Raw genomic sequence first — 14,866 nt, 5'->3', positions numbered from 1 at the left:
CCGGATCGCGCGGGTCCACTCCCTGGGATCGCCTAGGCTGGATGCGACTGAAATTCATCTCATCCTTCATGGGAAGTGGGCGATCTTCGCGTGTCAGCACAGGCACCCAACGAACCGGCGGACCTGGCCGAGGGCTTCGGCGGGAACGAATGGCTCATCGATGAGCAGTACGAACGATTCCTCGCCGATCCGAACTCGGTCGACGACGCCTGGCGCGAGTTCTTCGCCGAGCACCGGGTGGCCGACGGAGCTGCGGCCCACCCGACGGGAGCGGTGAACACCGCCGGCACGGCCGCCCCCCACCCGACCGGCACGGCCAACGCCTCCACCACGGCCAACACCTCCGGCTCGGCCGGCTCAGCCGGCTCTGCGAACGCCGCCGGCCGAGCCTCGAACGGCGCTCCCGCACAGTCCACCCAGCCGGCCCAGCCCGCACAGTCCACCCGGCCGGCCCAGCCCGCACAGCCCACACAGCCGGCCCCGCCCGCACCGGTCGACTCCACATCCCCGGCCGAGCCCGCACCCCCCGCCGAGCCGGTGGCGATCGCGCCGACGGCCCCCTACGCCTCGACCGTCGGCGTGGGCGGGCCGCGCAGCGCCGGCGGCGACGACGAGGTGAGCCGCCTGCGGGGCCCGGCCGCGCGCGTCGTCAGCAATATGGAGACCTCGCTCACGGTGCCCACGGCGACCTCCGTGCGCGACATCCCCGCCAAGCTGCTCGTGGACAACCGGATCGTGCTCAACAACCACCTCACCCGCAGCCGGGGTGGGAAGGTGTCCTTCACCCACCTCATCGGCTTCGCGGTCGTCGAGGCCCTCGCCGACATGCCCGCGATGAACGCCGGTTACCGCGAGGTCGACGGCAAGCCGGGCGTCTTCCGGCCCGCGGCGGTCAACCTCGGCCTGGCGATCGACCTGGCCAAGCCCGACGGCACCCGGCAGCTGCTCGTCCCGGCGATCAAGGACGCCCAGCTCATGGACTTCGCCCAGTTCTGGGAGGCCTACGAGGACGTCGTGCGCCGGGCGCGCAATTCCAAGCTCACGGTCGACGACTTCGCCGGTACGACGATCTCGCTCACGAACCCGGGCACGATCGGCACGGTCCACTCCGTTCCCCGGCTCATGTCCGGGCAGGGCACGATCATCGGCGTCGGCGCGATGAACTACCCGGCCGAATACCAGGGTGCGGCCGTCGAGACGATCGCGCGGCTGGGGGTCTCGAAGACCCTGACGCTCACCTCCACCTACGATCACCGCGTCATCCAGGGCGCCCAGTCGGGTGAGTTCCTGCGGATCGTGCACACCAAGCTGCTCGGCCAGGACGGCTTCTACGACCGTGTCTTCGCCGCCCTGCGGGTGCCCTACGAGCCGGTCCGCTGGACCCAGGACCACAGCTACGACCCGGCCAAGGAGATGGGCAAGCCCGCGCGGATCGCCGAGCTCATCCACGCCCACCGTTCCCGCGGTCACCTCATCGCCGACATCGATCCGCTCGGCTACCGCCAGCGCCGCCATCCCGACCTCGACGTCCAGAGCCACGGCCTCACGCTGTGGGACCTGGACCGCACGTTCCCCACGGGTGGATTCGGCGGCACCGAGCAGCTGCCGCTGCGGGACATCCTCGGCCTGCTGCGCGATTCGTACTGCCGCACGATCGGCGCCGAGTACATGCACCTGCACGAGGGCACCGAGCGCCGCTGGCTGCAGCGGCGCCTCGAGGCCGGCTGGTCCAAGCCCGACCCGCGCGAGCAGCTGCAGATCCTGCGCAAGCTCAACGCCGCCGAGGCGTTCGAGACCTTCCTGCAGACCAAGTTCGTGGGTCAGAAGCGCTTCAGCCTCGAGGGCGGGGAGTCCCTCATCCCGCTGCTCGACCGGGTGCTCGACCGGGCCGCGACCGAGGAACTCGACGAGGTCGCGATCGGCATGGCCCACCGGGGCCGGCTCAACGTGCTCGCCAACATCGCCGGCAAGTCCTACGGGCAGATCTTCAACGAGTTCGAGGGGAACGAGGATCCCCGCACCGTCCAGGGCTCGGGCGACGTCAAGTACCACCTCGGCACCGAGGGCCTGTACACCTCCCCCAGCGGCGGGACCACCCGTGTGTACCTGGCCGCGAACCCCTCCCACCTCGAGGCGGTCAACGGGGTGCTCGAGGGGGTCGTGCGCGCCAAGCAGGATCTGCTCGACCTCGGCGGGTCGGGCTACTCGGTGCTGCCGATCCTCATCCACGGCGATGCGGCCTTCGCCGGCCAGGGCGTCGTGGCCGAGACCCTCAACATGAGCCAGCTGCGCGGCTACCGCACCGGCGGAACCGTGCACGTCATCGTGAACAACCAGATCGGGTTCACCACCGGGGCCAATTCCTCGCGCTCCACGGTGTACAACACCGACATCGCCAAGGGCCTGCAGATCCCGGTCTTCCACGTGAACGGCGACGACCCCGAGGCGGTCGCGCACGTGGCCGAGCTCGCCTTCGACTACCGGCAGGAATTCAACAAGGACGTCATCATCGACCTGGTGTGCTATCGCCGACGCGGGCACAACGAGGGGGACGACCCGTCGATGACCCAGCCGGTCATGTACTCCCTCATCGAGGACAAGCCCTCGGTGCGCACCCTCTACTCCCAGGGGCTCGTCGGCCGCGGCGACATCACCGCCGAGGAGGCGGCCGAGGCGCTCAAGCACTTCCAGTCCGAGCTCGAGCGGATCTTCACCGGCTCGCGTGAGCAGTCGCAGGCGGACTCGGACTCGGTCCTCGGCCTCGAGGTCCCCGACTCCCAGCGGGAGGACGCCGGGGTCATGGTCGGCTGGCAGAGCGCCGTCCCGGCCGCCGTGCTCGCCCGCATCGGCGATGCGCACCTGGCCGCCCCGGAGGGCTTCTCGGTGCACAACAAGCTCGGTCAGCTCCTCGAACGACGTCACAAGATGTCGACCGAGGGCGGCATCGACTGGGGCTTCGGCGAGGTCGCGGCCTTCGGCTCGTTGCTCATGGACGGCGTCCCCGTCCGGCTCGCCGGGCAGGACTCGCGCCGGGGCACGTTCGTGCAGCGGCACCTGACCCTGCACGATCACGAGAACGGCGCCGAGTGGACCCCGCTCATGTACCTGAGCAAGGACCAGGCGAAGCTGTGGGTGTACGACTCCCCGCTGAGTGAGTACGCGGCCCTCGCGTTCGAGTACGGCTACTCGGTCGAGCGGCCCGACGCGCTCGTGTTGTGGGAGGCGCAGTTCGGCGACTTCGTCAACGGCGCCCAGACCGTCATCGACGAGTTCATCTCCTCCGCCGAGCAGAAATGGGGCCAGAAGGCCTCGCTCGTCATGCTCCTGCCGCACGGCTACGAGGGCCAGGGCCCGGACCACTCCTCCGCCCGGCTCGAACGGTTCCTGCAGCTGTGCGCGGAGCAGAACATGATCGTGGCCCAGCCCTCGACCCCGGCGAACCACTTCCACCTCCTGCGGCGGCAGGCGTTCCAGCGTCCCCGCCACCCGCTCGTGGTCATGACGCCCAAGCAGCTGCTCCGGCTCAAGGCGGCCTCCTCCGCCGTGGCGGACTTCACGACGGGCTCGTTCCAGCCCGTCCTCGGCGACCGCACGGTCGCCGACCGCTCGAAGGTCACGCGGGTGCTGCTGTGCACCGGGCGCTTCTACTACGACCTGCTCTCGCGGCGGGGCAAGCAGGAGCGCGACGACATCGCACTCGTGCGGGTCGAGCAGCTCTACCCGCTCCCGGCCGAGGAACTGCAGGCCGAACTGGCCTCCTATCCCAATGCCGAGTTCGTGTGGGCCCAGGACGAGCCCCTGAATCAGGGGGCATGGCCGTTCCTCGCCCTCAACCTGCCCGGCCAGGTGCCGGTCGTGGGCGAGCGGGGCCTGCGGGTCGCGGCCCGGCCCGAGGGCGCCGCCCCCTCGGCGGGCACGATGAAGCTGCACAAGCTCCAGGCCGAGGAGCTCCTGGCGGCGGCGTTCGCCCGGTGAACGCCCGCATCTGCGTCGTCGGGGACGAGCTCGCCGCGGGCGTGGGCGACGCCCGCGGCCTCGGCTGGCTCGGCCGGGTGATCGCGCGCACCGAGGAGCCGCTGGCGGTGTTCACCCTCGCGGTCCCCGACGAGACGACGACCGCCCTGTCGGCCCGATGGGAGACGGAGTCGAATCGGCGCTTCCGCGGCGAGGACGACCGCCTCGTCGTCGCCCTGAGCAGCCACGACCTGGCCGCCGGGGTCTCCCTCGCCCGCAGTCGGCTCAACCTGGCGAACGTGCTCGACGAGGCGACGAACCGGCGCATCCCGAGCTTCGTCGTCGGCCCGCCGCCGCGCACGGACCTGCCCGAGGAGGCCCAGGCCGAGCTCTCGGGCGCCTTCGCGGACGTGTGTGGCCGGCGGCGCATCCCCTATGCCGAGACGTACGCGCCGCTGCGCTATCACGAGCAGTGGCTCGCCGACCTCGGCGCGCGCGACGGCATCCTGCCCGGCCAGGCCGGGTACGGGCTGCTCGCATGGCTCGTGCTCCACAACGGCTGGCACTCCTGGCTCGGCCTGCCCGGAGACGCCTGAGACGCCCGAGCCGCTCGCACGGGGCCCGAGACACCGGCCGGCGCAATTTTCCGCCTCGGTCGCCGTATGACACTATGGACCGGCAGCACTACTGGACGAGGAGCACGACATGAGCAAGCGTGGACGTAAGCGCAAGGCACGCTCGAAGAACAAGGCGAACAGCGGCAAGCGCCCCAACGCCTGATTCTGGTCGAGAGATCGCCCGTCGGATCCCGGATCCGGCGGGCGATCGCGTTGTTGTCAGGGACCCTCAGGGGCCCTCAGGGGCTCTCAGCGGCGCTCAGGAGTTCTCAGTGGGGGCCGCTCCCGCGCACGACGGCGGCGCGGACGGCCGTGATCTGGGTGAGCACCCGCTCGCGCAGGTCCGCGGGTGCCTCCTCCACGCAGGAGCGTCGCAGCATCCGCCGCAGCCACTGCTCGACCCCGACCTCGTCCTGGCAGGTCAGGCACGTCGTGATGTGGACGCGCAGGCGTACCGTGTCGACCTCGCTCATCTCACAGTCGATGTACTCCTGCAGGTGGGCGAGGGCCTCCTCGCACTGGCAGTCGTCCTCGCGCGGCTCCCTCGCCTGCGGGTCGGCGGTCATCGAGCGCTCACCTTCATTCCCAATCCTCGCGCGTAGTCGGCCAGCAGGCCACGCAGCTGGCGTCGTCCCCGGTGCAGCCGCGACATGACCGTGCCGATCGGGGTGTCCATGATCTCGGCGATCTCCTTATAGGCGAATCCCTCGACGTCGGCGAGGTAGACGGCCAGGCGGAAGTCCTCGGGCAGCTGCGCCAGCGCATCCTTGATCACGTCGTCGCCGAGGGCGTCGAGCGCCTCGGTCTCGGCCGAGCGCAGTCCCGTCGACGTGTGGGAGGCGGCCCGGTGGATCTGCCAGTCCTCGACCTCCTGCGAATCGGACTGCAGCGGCTCCCGCTGCCGCTTGCGGTAGTTGTTGATGAAGGAGTTCGTGAGGATCCGGTAGAGCCACGCCTTGAGGTTCGTGCCCGGCTTGTACTGGTGGAACGCCGCGTACGCCTTCGTGTAGGCCTCCTGCACCAGGTCCTCGGCATCCGCCGGATTGCGGGTCATCCGCAACGCCGCTCCGTAGAGTTGGTCGAGGTAGGGCATCGCGTCGGCGGTGAACCGCGCGTCACGCTCGGCCGTCGTCTCCTCGTCCGGATCGGGCGTCGGGACGGCTGGATCGGTAGTCATCACTCGCGAGCCTAGCCTCCTTTCCCCGCCGGCACAGGGGGGACGACGCGCCCGAACCGGCCCGCGTTCCGGTTCCCGAACCGGCCCGTGAACCGGCCGGTGAACCGGTGCCGCCGGACCGGGGCGCGGACGGGTGAGGGTGCTCGGGTGGCTCATATCGGAGTCAACGCCGGGGCGTGCGCCGCCATTCCCGGGAGCCCTGCCGGTCCCGAGAGTCGAGAGCGCCCCGAGAGCCCCGAGAGGACCGAGAGCCCCGAGAGTGCACTCCCGCGGCGATTGTCGCTTCCCTCGAAGGCCGCGCTGCGGTAGCAATGGACGTATGAGTCCCCTGCGCATGCTCGCCCGCCCGCTGCTCGCCGCCGTCTTCATCCGCGACGCCGCCCACGCCCTCCGCCATCCCGACGAGCACGTCGCCCGGCTGCGACGGTTCGAGGAGGCCGCCGAGCCCACGCTCGAGAAGGTCTCGGCGCGGGTACCCGACAAGGTCACCGACAAGCTGCCCTCGCTCCCGTCGAACCTGCGGATGCTCGCCCGGGTCCACGGCGGGATCATGCTCGCCGCCGGTGTGTGCCTGGCGATCGGGAAGGCGCCGCGCACGAGCGCCGCCGTGCTGGCCGCCACTGCGCTCCCGCCTGCGCTCGTCAACCACCCGGTGCGCACCCGGGCCGACCGGAAGGAGAACCTGGGCGAGCTCATGACGCGCCTGGGCCTCATCGCCGGGCTGTTCTACGCGACCCAGGACCGGGCCGGTCAACCCTCGCTCGCCTGGCGTTTCGGCAGCTGGCGGGACGACCGGCGAGCCGCCCACGCGGCCGAGTCCGCGGAGTAGCCGCGGCGGGGCGGGCCGGGCTCGCAGGCGACTCCGCACTCGCCGCTAGGCTGGCCGGGTGACTACCTCTGCTTCTGCTGCCTCGTTCCCGGCCGATCCCTGGCCCGCGCCCACGCCGAGCGCGCCCCTCGACGCGACCGTCGTCGTCCCCGGCTCGAAGTCCCAGATGAACCGGGCGCTGCCGCTGGCCGCGCTGGCCTCCGAGCCCACGACGATCACCGGCGCGCTCGACTCCCGCGATTCGGACCTGATGATCGCGGCGCTGCGCGCCCTCGGAACCTCCGTGAGCGTGAGCGACGACCGCCGCACCGTCCACGTGGAGCCTCGACCGCTGCGCGGCCCGGCCGCGATCGACTGCGGGCTCGCGGGCACGGTCATGCGTTTCCTTCCGCCGATCGCCGCCCTGGCGGACGGGCCGATCACCCTCGACGGCGATCCGGCGGCGCGGGTGCGCCCGATGGGCCCGGTGCTGCAAGCGCTGGCCGACCTCGGTGTCGAGGTGACCGGCACCGGCGCGAGCACGGCGGGCGGGGACGGTCCCGGATACCTGCCGTGCGTCGTCCATGGGCGCGGCGGGGTGGACGGCGGCGACGTGGCGGTCGACGCCTCCGGCTCCTCCCAGTTCGTGTCGTCGCTGCTGCTGGCCGCGCCCCGTTTCGGCCGCGGGATCACGGTGACCCACGTCGGCGAGCGGCTGCCGAGCGTGCCGCACATCACGATGACGGTCGAGGCGATGCGCGCGCGGGGGGTGCGGATCGACGACTCCCGGCGCGGGCGCTGGCGGGTCGAGCCCGGTCCGATCGCCGGCGGGGAGGTCGCGATCGAACCGGACCTGTCGAACGCGGGGCCCTTCCTCGCGGCCGCGCTGGCGGCCGGCGGCACGGTTCGCGTGCCGGGATGGCCGTCCGCGACCGCCCAGCCGGGCGACCTCCTGCGGGATCTGCTCACCCGGATGGGCGCCGAGGTGGAGCTCGCGGGCGGCACGCTCACGGTGCGCGGAACCGGTGAGCCCGCGCCGCTCGTCGCCGATCTGTCGCTGGCCGGGGAGCTGACCCCGACCCTCGCGGCGTTGTGCACGCTCGCCGAGGGCACCTCCCGTCTCACCGGCGTGGCCCATCTGCGCGGGCACGAGACGGACCGGCTCGCGGCCCTCGTCACCGAGATCACGCGCCTGGGCGCCGAGGCGGAGGAACTGCCCGACGGGCTCGTCATCCACGGCGGCCGCTCGAGGCTGCGCGGCGCGGTCATGGAGACCTACGCCGACCACCGGATGGCCACGTTCGCGGCGATCATCGGCCTGGCCGTGCCGGACGTGCGCATCCGCGACGTGGCCACGACCCGCAAGACGATCGCGGACTTCCCCGCCCTGTGGACCGGGATGCTCCGGGGGGCCTGATGACCCGGCGGCAGTGGACCGAGGAGGACGTCCGTATCCGGCCCAACCGGCGCGGCTCGCGGCCACGCACGAAGCAGCGCCCGCGCCACGCCGACGCCGTGACGGGCATGGTCCTCGTCGTCGACCGTGGGCGCTATGTCGTCCGCCTCGCGGGCGGCACGCGGGTGCGGGCGATGAAGGCCCGCGAGCTGGGCCGGTCCTCGATCGTGGTCGGCGACGACGTCGACCTCGTCGGTGACCTCTCGGGTCGCCCGGACACCCTCGCCCGGGTCGTCCGCGTGCTCGAGCGGCGGACCGCGCTGCGGCGCAGCGCCGACGACACGGACGCCGCGGAGCGGGTGATGATCGCCAACGCCGACCAGCTCGTCGTCGTCACGGCCCTGGCCGACCCCGAGCCCCGCCCGCGGATGGTCGACCGGTGCCTCGTGGCCGCGTTCGACGCCGGCATGGACGCGCTGCTGTGCCTGACGAAGGCCGACCTCGCCGATCCGGCGCCGTTCGCGGGGTTGTACGCGACCCTGCGCGTGAACGCGGTTCCGACCGTGGTCCGGCCCGGCCGGATCGACGGGCTCGACGCGCTGCGCGCGGAGCTCGCGGGCCGGATGTCTGTGCTCGTCGGCCACTCGGGGGTGGGCAAGTCGACGCTGGTCAACGCGCTCGTCCCCGATGCCGGTCGGGCGACGGGCGGGGTGAACGAGACCACCGGGCGCGGGCGGCACACGTCCTCGGCCGCCGTGGCGCTCGAGCTGCCGGGCGGCGGCTGGGTGATCGACACCCCGGGGGTGCGCTCGTTCGGGCTGGCGCACGTCGACTCCGATCGGCTGCTCGCCGGTTTCGACGACCTGGCCGCCGCGGCACGGGACTGCCCGCGGGGCTGCACGCACCTGGGCGAGGAGTGCGCCCTGGTCGACTGGGCCGACGCGCACGGTGAGGCGGGCCGGGCACGACTCGCCTCGCTGCGTCGGCTGCTCGTCTCCCGCGAGGGTGGCGATGAGGGCTGACGGTGCCCGGAACCGATAGGTTCGTGGACATGATCACTCCCTCCCCGGCACCCGCAGGCTACGACGACGACCTGCGCCTCGCCCACGTCATCGCCGACCAGGTCGACGCCCTGACCATGAGCCGATTCCGGGCGGCGGACCTCGAGGTCGAGACCAAGCCGGACCTGACCCCCGTGAGCGACGCCGACAAGGCCGCCGAGGAGCTCATCCGGGCCCAGCTCTCCCGCACCCGGTCCCGGGACGCCGTTCTCGGTGAGGAGTACGGACAGACCGGTGGCGGCTCCCGCCGATGGATCATCGACCCGATCGACGGCACGAAGAACTTCGTGCGGGGAGTGCCGGTGTGGGCCACGCTCATCGGCCTCCAGGACGGCGACGAGATGGTCATGGGACTGGTGAGCGCGCCCGCCCTGCAGCGGCGCTGGTGGGCCGCCCAGGGTGCCGGCGCCTGGGCCGGGCGGTCGCTGGCGCAGGCGAGCCGGCTGACGGTCTCGCGGGTCCGCGCCCTCGAGGACTCGTCGCTGTCCTATTCCTCACTCGCGGGCTGGGAGGAGCTCGACCTCATCGAGGAGTTCCTCGACCTCGAGGCCGCGTGCTGGCGCTCGCGTGCCTACGGCGACTTCTGGTCGTACATGCTCGTGGCCGAGGGGGCGGTGGACATCGCCTGCGAGCCCGAGCTCGAGCTCTACGACATGGCTGCGCTCGCCCCGATCGTCACCGAGGCGGGCGGACGCTTCACCTCGGTCCTCGGGGAGGCGGGCCCGTTCGGGGGGAATGCCGTGGCGACCAACGGCCTGCTGCACGAGCAGGCGCTCGGTGCGCTCGCGGCCCGAGCCCGCTGAGCCGTCGGCCCCGTGGCCGCCGATCCGCAGGCACACGAGGCCGAGGCCGCTCCCGCCACACGGAGCACCCGAGCGGATGACAGCGGATGACAGCGGATGACGGGGCATGGGGCAGCTCGACTCCGGCCGGCTCAGCTGTGCCGCAGCAGGGCGATGATCTCCTCGCGCTCGCTCACGTCGTACCAGAGCAGGTCGGCCTCGCCGAGCTGCTCGCGGGCGTCCATGTCACCGGCGCGGGCCGCGATGAGCTGATCGCGGCAGTCGTGGTCGCTCAGGTCGTCGATGTGGATGCTCACGACCCGCTCCCACGGAACCGCGGGCGCCGACACCTCGGCGACCCGCTCGCCGTCGGTCGCGCCGGCGATGTCCGCGGAGACGACGACCCGACTGCGTTCGCACACGTCGATCGAGGCGTCGGCCGCGGCGAGGAACGCGGCGAACTCGAGCCCCTCGTCGTCCTCGTCCGGGAGGAGTCGGCGCAGCGCCGGGGTCGCGGCATAGGCCGTGCGGGCGCTCAGTCCACGAGGAGCCTGCAGGTCGGCCACGCTTGCGGGGAGGTAGACACGCATGGATGTCAGTCTCCCATCATTCCGCGGTCCTTCTGGCCGCCCACGCGGGCACGAAGCGTCGGCGTGGGCGGGCGCGGCGGCGGCCGCCGGTCCGCTCGGGCGGGTCGGGTGGCGGGCCGACCCTGTGGGCCAGCTCGCGCAGCCCGCGCCTGGCCGGCGACCGGGGCGCGGTCTCGGCGAGCACGCCGCCGCTGAGGAGCGCGCGGTCGCAGGCGGTGCGGTCGTCGGCGACGAGGACCGGATCGTGCACGCCGGCGAACCGGGCGAGTGCCTCCCGCACGGACTCGTCCGGCCGGCTCCCGGCCGCGCTCGCCCGCAGCCTGGTGACCACGACGATCGGATCGATCTGCGGGTGGCTCTCGCGCAGGTCGAGCAGGTAGGTCACGAGCCGTTCGATCCCGATCGGCTCCGCGGCGCCGACGACGACCACCGCGTCCGCGGCGGCGAACACGGAGGCGGCCACCGCGTTTCGCCCCGCCCCGAGCTGGTCGAACGCGTCGGTGTCGTCCTCGGGTACGAGCACCGGGGCCTCGATCACCGTCATGGGTGCGGCGCGGCGCGCCACCTCCCACACGCCGCCGAGGGCCGGGCCGGCGACCTCCCGCCACCGACCGGCCCTGCCGATACCGGCCAGGACCCGCAGCCCGGGGGTCACGGGCAGGCACAACCGCTCGAAGCCCGACTCGTCGAGGGTGCCTCGGGACGCCGCCCGCACGGCCGCGGCGAGCCCCGCCGTCGTGTCGGTCAGGGCGAACGCCGGGGCGATCGAGGCTCCCCAGACGTCGGCGTCGACGAGGACCGTCCGGCCACCGTCGACCACGAGTTCGGCGGCGAGGTTGATCGCGACGGTCGTCCGGCCCGGCGCCCCGGTCGGGCCGGTCACGGCGACGATCCGGCCCGACGCTTCCGCCTCGGCCGCCGGCCCTCGCGACCCTCGCGAATCTGGCGGATCCGGCGCCCCCGCGGCATCGAAGGCGCGGAATCCAGGGGCATCCGAGGCGTCCGGGGCGCCGGGGACGTCCGCGCCTGCGGACCGGTCGCCTGCACGGACCGACTCGGCGAGGGCCTCGATGCCGCGGAGCAGGTCGGCGCCGGCACCCACGAGCGGGACCGCGCCGATGGCCTCCACCTCGGGGACGCGGCCGGGCTCGGTCACGACGGCCGTGCGCACCCCCACCTGCCCGAGCCGGGCCACGAGCGCCCGGTCGACCCCGAGATCGTGGGCGACGATCGCGAGGCGCCCCAGGCCCGCCAGCCCGGCCGCGAGCACCTCGGCGGCATCGATGCACCGGCGCGTGACCACGAGATCGCTGCGGGGGGCGATCTCCCCGATGAGGAACTCCTCGGCCGGGCCGCGCAGCGCGATGAGCAGGGCCACCTCAGCCATGGGCGGAGCCCAGGAGCGGGACGACCGAGACGGCCGCGCCGGAGTTGATCGCGTCGAGGAGCGCGGCCACGAGTTCCTCGGGCACGAGCACCTCGATCGCCTGCCCGCCGCCGACCGCGAAGACGGACGTGTCCTCCGTGACCGATCGCACCGTCAGCTCCCGGGCCAGGAGCTCGGGGTCGGCGAACGCACGGGTCTCGGGATCGGGGGCCGCGACCCACACGTCGACCACGGACCCGGCGGACAGCGGCGAGGCGGCCGTCGTGGTCACGGTCATCGGGCGCAGGTCGAGACTTCCCGGATCGCCGGCGGCACCGGCCGGCACGAGTTCGCGGGCACCGATCGTCCGGGTGGCGACCGATCCGGGCTCGAGAGTGTCGGGCGTGAGGTAGTGCTCGGAGAGCCCGGTGAGGCGCGCCCGCGTCAGGGTGAGGGTCGAGGAGTCGAGCGGCTCGCCGGGCGTGAGGACCCGGCTCGCCTGGTAGACCGGTTCCGTGCGGTCGGCCTGGGCGAAGGTCCACGCTCCGAGGGCGACGGCGACCGCGACGAGGACGACCCCCACCCCCAGGCGCGGATCGCGCCAGTGCGGACGCCGGATCTTCAGCGACGACATGCTTCCCTCCCGCAGAGCCCTTCCTTCGTGCGACACTGACACGGAGCTCTTCGCCGTCCATCCTGCCAAAGCGGGCCGGTCCGCGTGGAGGTTTGCGTTGTTTTCCACAGGCGCGTTCGCGCGGTCTCCACAGGCGTCGGCATCGGTGCGAGACTAGGACGATGGAGTCCATGGAGCCGCGCTTCCTCACCCTCGCGGACGTCACCGAGATCCTGCAGGTCTCGATGGCGACCGTGCGTGCGCTCGTGCGGAGCGGGGAGTTGCGCGGGATCCAGGTCGGCGGCAAGGGCACGTGGCGGATCGAGCGGGTCGAGCTCGAGGCCTATATCGAGCGCTGCTACGCCGAATCCGACGAGCGCACCCGCCCCGCCTGACGCCCGCCACACACAGCGGTCACGGCCGCGAGTCGAGGGTGAGCAGCGCCGTCCAGCCGATCGAGAGCACGGCCGCCGGGGTGGCCAGGTCGAGGTGATCGCGCCCGACCCGCACGATGCGGCCGTGGTGCTCACCGGCGGTGGAGACCGCCAGGACCGACGGCGCCGCCGCCGCGAGCGCCCGGAGCGCGTGCCCGAACGGAAGCCGGCGTGAGAGGCCCGCCGCCGGCGGGGCGGTGCCGGCGAGCGGCCAGGCGAGGGCGATCGCCGTGGCGGGTACGAGGCTGCGGCGGTGCCCGCTCGCGAGCACGAACCAGTCCGCGTGCGCCTGCACGAGGCGCCCCTGCCGGCTGTGAGCACCGTGGAGCCGGAGGTGCACCTGGGCGCCCAGCCGTGCGCGCAGCCGGTCGGCGAGCGCCGTCGTGGCCGCCTCCGCCCGCGCCATGTCGGCGATCTCCTCCTCGCTCACGCTCACCTGGGCCGCATCGAACTGTGCCGCCAGGTCGGCGAAGAGGTCGTCCCATCGCATCCGACCAGGGTAGGCAGTCCGCCCCCGGCCGGGGGCTGTTTCCACCCATCCGACTCGTCCACAGATTCCACCGGTTCGCTCCCGGGCCTGGACAACGCGCTCGAACAGCGAGTAGAACTGACCGCATCAGATAGATACGAACCGATACGAACCGATATCGAATGACGTGTTCAACACCGTGAGGAGGGTGAGGATGCCCGGGATCCTGCGTCTGGCCGTCGCCGCCGCCCTCACGCTCCTCAGCGCGACGACCGGCACGATGCTCGCACTCCTCGCCGTCGAGTGGTGGTCCGACCTCGAGCGGGTGGACGACGCCGTCGCACTCTGCGTCGTCGCGCTCGGCCTCGCAGGCCTCGCCTGGTACACCGTGACCGGGGCCATCGCGTGCCTGTCGATCACCGCCCGGATGATCGGGCGGGCGGGGACCGGATGGCGGGCCGGCGAGGCCTGGCTGCGGCGCTCCGGGGCACCGCTGCTCCGCCGCCTCGCCGTGGTCGGCGTCGCCACCTCGGTCTCGTTCGGGATCGCCGCCCCGTCCTGGTCCGCGCCCGGACCCGTCGATACCGGACCCGTCGGTACCGGACCCGCGGAGTCGGGGAGCGAGTCGCCCACCGCCGAACCGACCGCGGCCGGCCCACCCGTCGAGCTGCCGTTCGACCTGGGCTGGCCCGTGAGCGAGGCGGCCCCCACCGAGCCGACCGAGCCCATCGAGTCCAGCAAGTCCAGCAAGTCCAGCAAGTCCAGTGAGCCCAGTGGGTCCACTGAGTCCACCGAGTCGATTCAGCCCACCGAGCCCACTGAGCCCACTGTGCCGACTGAGTCCGTTGAGCCGACGGGGGCCACGGGCCTCACCCACGCGCCGCCGCGGGCTTCGTCCACGCGCTACGAGGTACGCCGGGGCGACTCGCTGTGGTCGATCACCGCCGCGCACCTGGGCGGGTCGAACGCACCGGCCGACCGCGAGGTCGCCGCCGCCTGGCCGCAGCTGTACGACACCAATTCCGACGTGATCGGGACCGATCCCGATCTCATCCTGCCCGGACAGGTCCTGCACCTTCCCACGTCGTGGTTCGAGGAGGAACGATGACCATCACCCCCACCCGGGACTCCCGTCGCGCCCGGCCGATTCGGCCCGGTCCCCGCGCAGCCTGGGATCCGCTCGTGATCCAGGCGGAGGTGCCGGTGCCCGAGACGGAGCCGCCCGCACTCGTGGCGATCGGCGGCGAAACCGAGCCCCCACCCGATCCGGCCCGCTGGTCCGGCGTGCTCGCCCGGGCCGTGGTCGAGGTGCTCATCGGCACCCGGCCGGCGGCGCAGGTGCGCCGATGGCTCGCGGAGGAGGTGTGGACCGTCGTCAATCGTCGGGCGGAACTGAGCCGGGCGATCCGCGGACGCGCGGGCACTCCCCCGGCCGTGACCGTGCTGCGGGTCCACCACTGCGCGATCTCCGACGGCGAGCACGAGGCCGCGGTCGTCGTGCACGACGGCACCCGGGTGCGCGCCGTCGCGGTCCGCCTCCACCTTCATCGGGGCCGGTGGCAGGCCGTGGCGTTGCGGATCGCGTGACCGGAGCCGAGC

At 72.8% G+C, this 14,866-nt stretch carries 16 protein-coding genes; 10 read left to right on the top strand and 6 right to left on the bottom strand.

Translation table 11 applies throughout. From position 1 onward, the window contains the following. The first annotated feature begins 90 nt into the window (after nucleotides 1–90). The 3 genes from GCE65_RS04685 (at nucleotide 91) to GCE65_RS17010 (ending at nucleotide 4,734) form a co-directional block, all read left to right on the top strand. Nucleotides 91–3,975 (top strand): multifunctional oxoglutarate decarboxylase/oxoglutarate dehydrogenase thiamine pyrophosphate-binding subunit/dihydrolipoyllysine-residue succinyltransferase subunit, encoded by a 3,885-nt coding sequence (locus tag GCE65_RS04685; RefSeq protein WP_153877552.1) that lies wholly within the window; start codon nucleotides 91–93, stop codon nucleotides 3,973–3,975. After that, nucleotides 3,972–4,550, top strand: a complete 579-nt coding sequence (locus GCE65_RS04680) for a GDSL-type esterase/lipase family protein (RefSeq protein ID WP_153877551.1) — start codon at nucleotides 3,972–3,974, stop codon at nucleotides 4,548–4,550. Before GCE65_RS04685 ends, GCE65_RS04680 begins: the two co-directional genes overlap by 4 nt. A 109-nt stretch (nucleotides 4,551–4,659) precedes the next feature. Continuing rightward, the gene (locus tag GCE65_RS17010; RefSeq protein WP_370460214.1) at nucleotides 4,660–4,734 is read left to right on the top strand and encodes a 50S ribosomal protein bL37; all 75 of its coding nucleotides are present in this window, start codon (nucleotides 4,660–4,662) and stop codon (nucleotides 4,732–4,734) included. A 106-nt stretch (nucleotides 4,735–4,840) separates the two neighbouring features. On the opposite strand, the gene rsrA is transcribed toward GCE65_RS17010, so the two are convergent. Both rsrA and GCE65_RS04670 read right to left on the bottom strand, forming a co-directional pair. Further along, nucleotides 4,841–5,137 carry a mycothiol system anti-sigma-R factor gene (gene rsrA / locus GCE65_RS04675; RefSeq protein WP_152817640.1) on the bottom strand — a complete coding sequence of 99 codons (297 nt, stop codon included), beginning with the start codon at nucleotides 5,135–5,137 and terminating at the stop codon, nucleotides 4,841–4,843. Continuing rightward, the gene (locus tag GCE65_RS04670) at nucleotides 5,134–5,748 is read right to left on the bottom strand and encodes a sigma-70 family RNA polymerase sigma factor (RefSeq protein WP_152817639.1); all 615 of its coding nucleotides are present in this window, start codon (nucleotides 5,746–5,748) and stop codon (nucleotides 5,134–5,136) included. The genes rsrA and GCE65_RS04670 overlap by 4 nt, the downstream gene beginning before the upstream one ends. Before the next feature lie 319 nt (nucleotides 5,749–6,067). Between GCE65_RS04670 and GCE65_RS04665 the strand changes: the two genes are divergently transcribed. From GCE65_RS04665 to hisN, 4 genes are read left to right on the top strand one after another with little or no spacing between them, the layout of a single operon-like run. Further along, nucleotides 6,068–6,577: a DoxX family membrane protein gene (locus GCE65_RS04665; RefSeq protein ID WP_153877549.1), complete on the top strand. Its 510-nt coding sequence runs from the start codon at nucleotides 6,068–6,070 to the stop codon at nucleotides 6,575–6,577. Between the two features lie 58 nt (nucleotides 6,578–6,635). Next, complete coding sequence (aroA, locus tag GCE65_RS04660) at nucleotides 6,636–7,973, top strand: 3-phosphoshikimate 1-carboxyvinyltransferase (RefSeq protein ID WP_153877547.1); 1,338 nt, start codon at nucleotides 6,636–6,638, stop codon at nucleotides 7,971–7,973. Beyond that, entirely contained in the window at nucleotides 7,973–8,974 is a 1,002-nt protein-coding gene (gene rsgA / locus GCE65_RS04655; RefSeq protein WP_152817637.1) for a ribosome small subunit-dependent GTPase A, read from the top strand. Before aroA ends, rsgA begins: the two co-directional genes overlap by 1 nt. 29 nt (nucleotides 8,975–9,003) lie before the next feature. After that, complete coding sequence (hisN, locus tag GCE65_RS04650) at nucleotides 9,004–9,816, top strand: histidinol-phosphatase (RefSeq protein WP_152817636.1); 813 nt, start codon at nucleotides 9,004–9,006, stop codon at nucleotides 9,814–9,816. Between the two features lie 131 nt (nucleotides 9,817–9,947). Here hisN and GCE65_RS04645 read toward each other — a convergent pair whose 3' ends face one another. From GCE65_RS04645 to GCE65_RS04635, 3 genes are read right to left on the bottom strand one after another with little or no spacing between them, the layout of a single operon-like run. Further along, nucleotides 9,948–10,385: a hypothetical protein gene (locus GCE65_RS04645; RefSeq protein WP_152817635.1), complete on the bottom strand. Its 438-nt coding sequence runs from the start codon at nucleotides 10,383–10,385 to the stop codon at nucleotides 9,948–9,950. A gap of 16 nt (nucleotides 10,386–10,401) precedes the next feature. Further along, nucleotides 10,402–11,772: a hypothetical protein gene (locus GCE65_RS04640; RefSeq protein WP_153877545.1), complete on the bottom strand. Its 1,371-nt coding sequence runs from the start codon at nucleotides 11,770–11,772 to the stop codon at nucleotides 10,402–10,404. Continuing rightward, nucleotides 11,765–12,385, bottom strand: coding sequence for a hypothetical protein (locus GCE65_RS04635; protein WP_153877544.1), 621 nt, complete (start codon nucleotides 12,383–12,385; stop codon nucleotides 11,765–11,767). The genes GCE65_RS04640 and GCE65_RS04635 overlap by 8 nt, the downstream gene beginning before the upstream one ends. A 161-nt stretch (nucleotides 12,386–12,546) precedes the next feature. Here GCE65_RS04635 and GCE65_RS04630 point away from each other — a divergent pair, with 161 nt between their 5' ends. Further along, nucleotides 12,547–12,759 carry a helix-turn-helix domain-containing protein gene (locus GCE65_RS04630; protein ID WP_370460186.1) on the top strand — a complete coding sequence of 71 codons (213 nt, stop codon included), beginning with the start codon at nucleotides 12,547–12,549 and terminating at the stop codon, nucleotides 12,757–12,759. Between the two features lie 19 nt (nucleotides 12,760–12,778). Here the strand turns inward: GCE65_RS04630 and GCE65_RS04625 are convergent, their stop codons facing one another. Continuing rightward, complete coding sequence (locus tag GCE65_RS04625) at nucleotides 12,779–13,288, bottom strand: hypothetical protein (protein ID WP_153877543.1); 510 nt, start codon at nucleotides 13,286–13,288, stop codon at nucleotides 12,779–12,781. Between the two features lie 193 nt (nucleotides 13,289–13,481). Between GCE65_RS04625 and GCE65_RS04620 the strand changes: the two genes are divergently transcribed. Both GCE65_RS04620 and GCE65_RS04615 read left to right on the top strand, forming a co-directional pair. Then, nucleotides 13,482–14,375 carry a LysM peptidoglycan-binding domain-containing protein gene (locus tag GCE65_RS04620; RefSeq protein WP_153877542.1) on the top strand — a complete coding sequence of 298 codons (894 nt, stop codon included), beginning with the start codon at nucleotides 13,482–13,484 and terminating at the stop codon, nucleotides 14,373–14,375. After that, nucleotides 14,372–14,854: an Rv3235 family protein gene (locus tag GCE65_RS04615; protein ID WP_153877541.1), complete on the top strand. Its 483-nt coding sequence runs from the start codon at nucleotides 14,372–14,374 to the stop codon at nucleotides 14,852–14,854. Before GCE65_RS04620 ends, GCE65_RS04615 begins: the two co-directional genes overlap by 4 nt. Nucleotides 14,855–14,866: the final 12 nt, after the last annotated feature.

This window comes from Pseudactinotalea sp. HY158 (genome assembly GCF_009660225.1).
Taxonomy (GTDB): domain Bacteria; phylum Actinomycetota; class Actinomycetes; order Actinomycetales; family Beutenbergiaceae; genus HY158.
The sequence above is the reverse complement of the archived record's forward strand: the minus strand, read 5'-3'. Positions and strand labels throughout refer to the sequence as shown.

Excerpts from the sequence above, each read along its gene's own strand:
- GCE65_RS04615 (WP_153877541.1), top strand. The coding sequence starts at position 14,372 with ATGACCATCACCCCCACCCGGGACTCCCGTCGCGCCCGGCCGATTCGG.
- hisN (WP_152817636.1), top strand. The coding sequence starts at position 9,004 with ATGATCACTCCCTCCCCGGCACCCGCAGGCTACGACGACGACCTGCGC.
- GCE65_RS04670 (WP_152817639.1), bottom strand. The coding sequence starts at position 5,748 with ATGACTACCGATCCAGCCGTCCCGACGCCCGATCCGGACGAGGAGACG.
- rsgA (WP_152817637.1), top strand. The coding sequence starts at position 7,973 with ATGACCCGGCGGCAGTGGACCGAGGAGGACGTCCGTATCCGGCCCAAC.
- GCE65_RS04640 (WP_153877545.1), bottom strand. The coding sequence starts at position 11,772 with ATGGCTGAGGTGGCCCTGCTCATCGCGCTGCGCGGCCCGGCCGAGGAG.
- GCE65_RS04645 (WP_152817635.1), bottom strand. The coding sequence starts at position 10,385 with ATGCGTGTCTACCTCCCCGCAAGCGTGGCCGACCTGCAGGCTCCTCGT.
- GCE65_RS04620 (WP_153877542.1), top strand. The coding sequence starts at position 13,482 with ATGCCCGGGATCCTGCGTCTGGCCGTCGCCGCCGCCCTCACGCTCCTC.
- rsrA (WP_152817640.1), bottom strand. The coding sequence starts at position 5,137 with ATGACCGCCGACCCGCAGGCGAGGGAGCCGCGCGAGGACGACTGCCAG.
- GCE65_RS04665 (WP_153877549.1), top strand. The coding sequence starts at position 6,068 with ATGAGTCCCCTGCGCATGCTCGCCCGCCCGCTGCTCGCCGCCGTCTTC.
- GCE65_RS04630 (WP_370460186.1), top strand. The coding sequence starts at position 12,547 with ATGGAGTCCATGGAGCCGCGCTTCCTCACCCTCGCGGACGTCACCGAG.
- GCE65_RS04625 (WP_153877543.1), bottom strand. The coding sequence starts at position 13,288 with ATGCGATGGGACGACCTCTTCGCCGACCTGGCGGCACAGTTCGATGCG.
- GCE65_RS04635 (WP_153877544.1), bottom strand. The coding sequence starts at position 12,385 with ATGTCGTCGCTGAAGATCCGGCGTCCGCACTGGCGCGATCCGCGCCTG.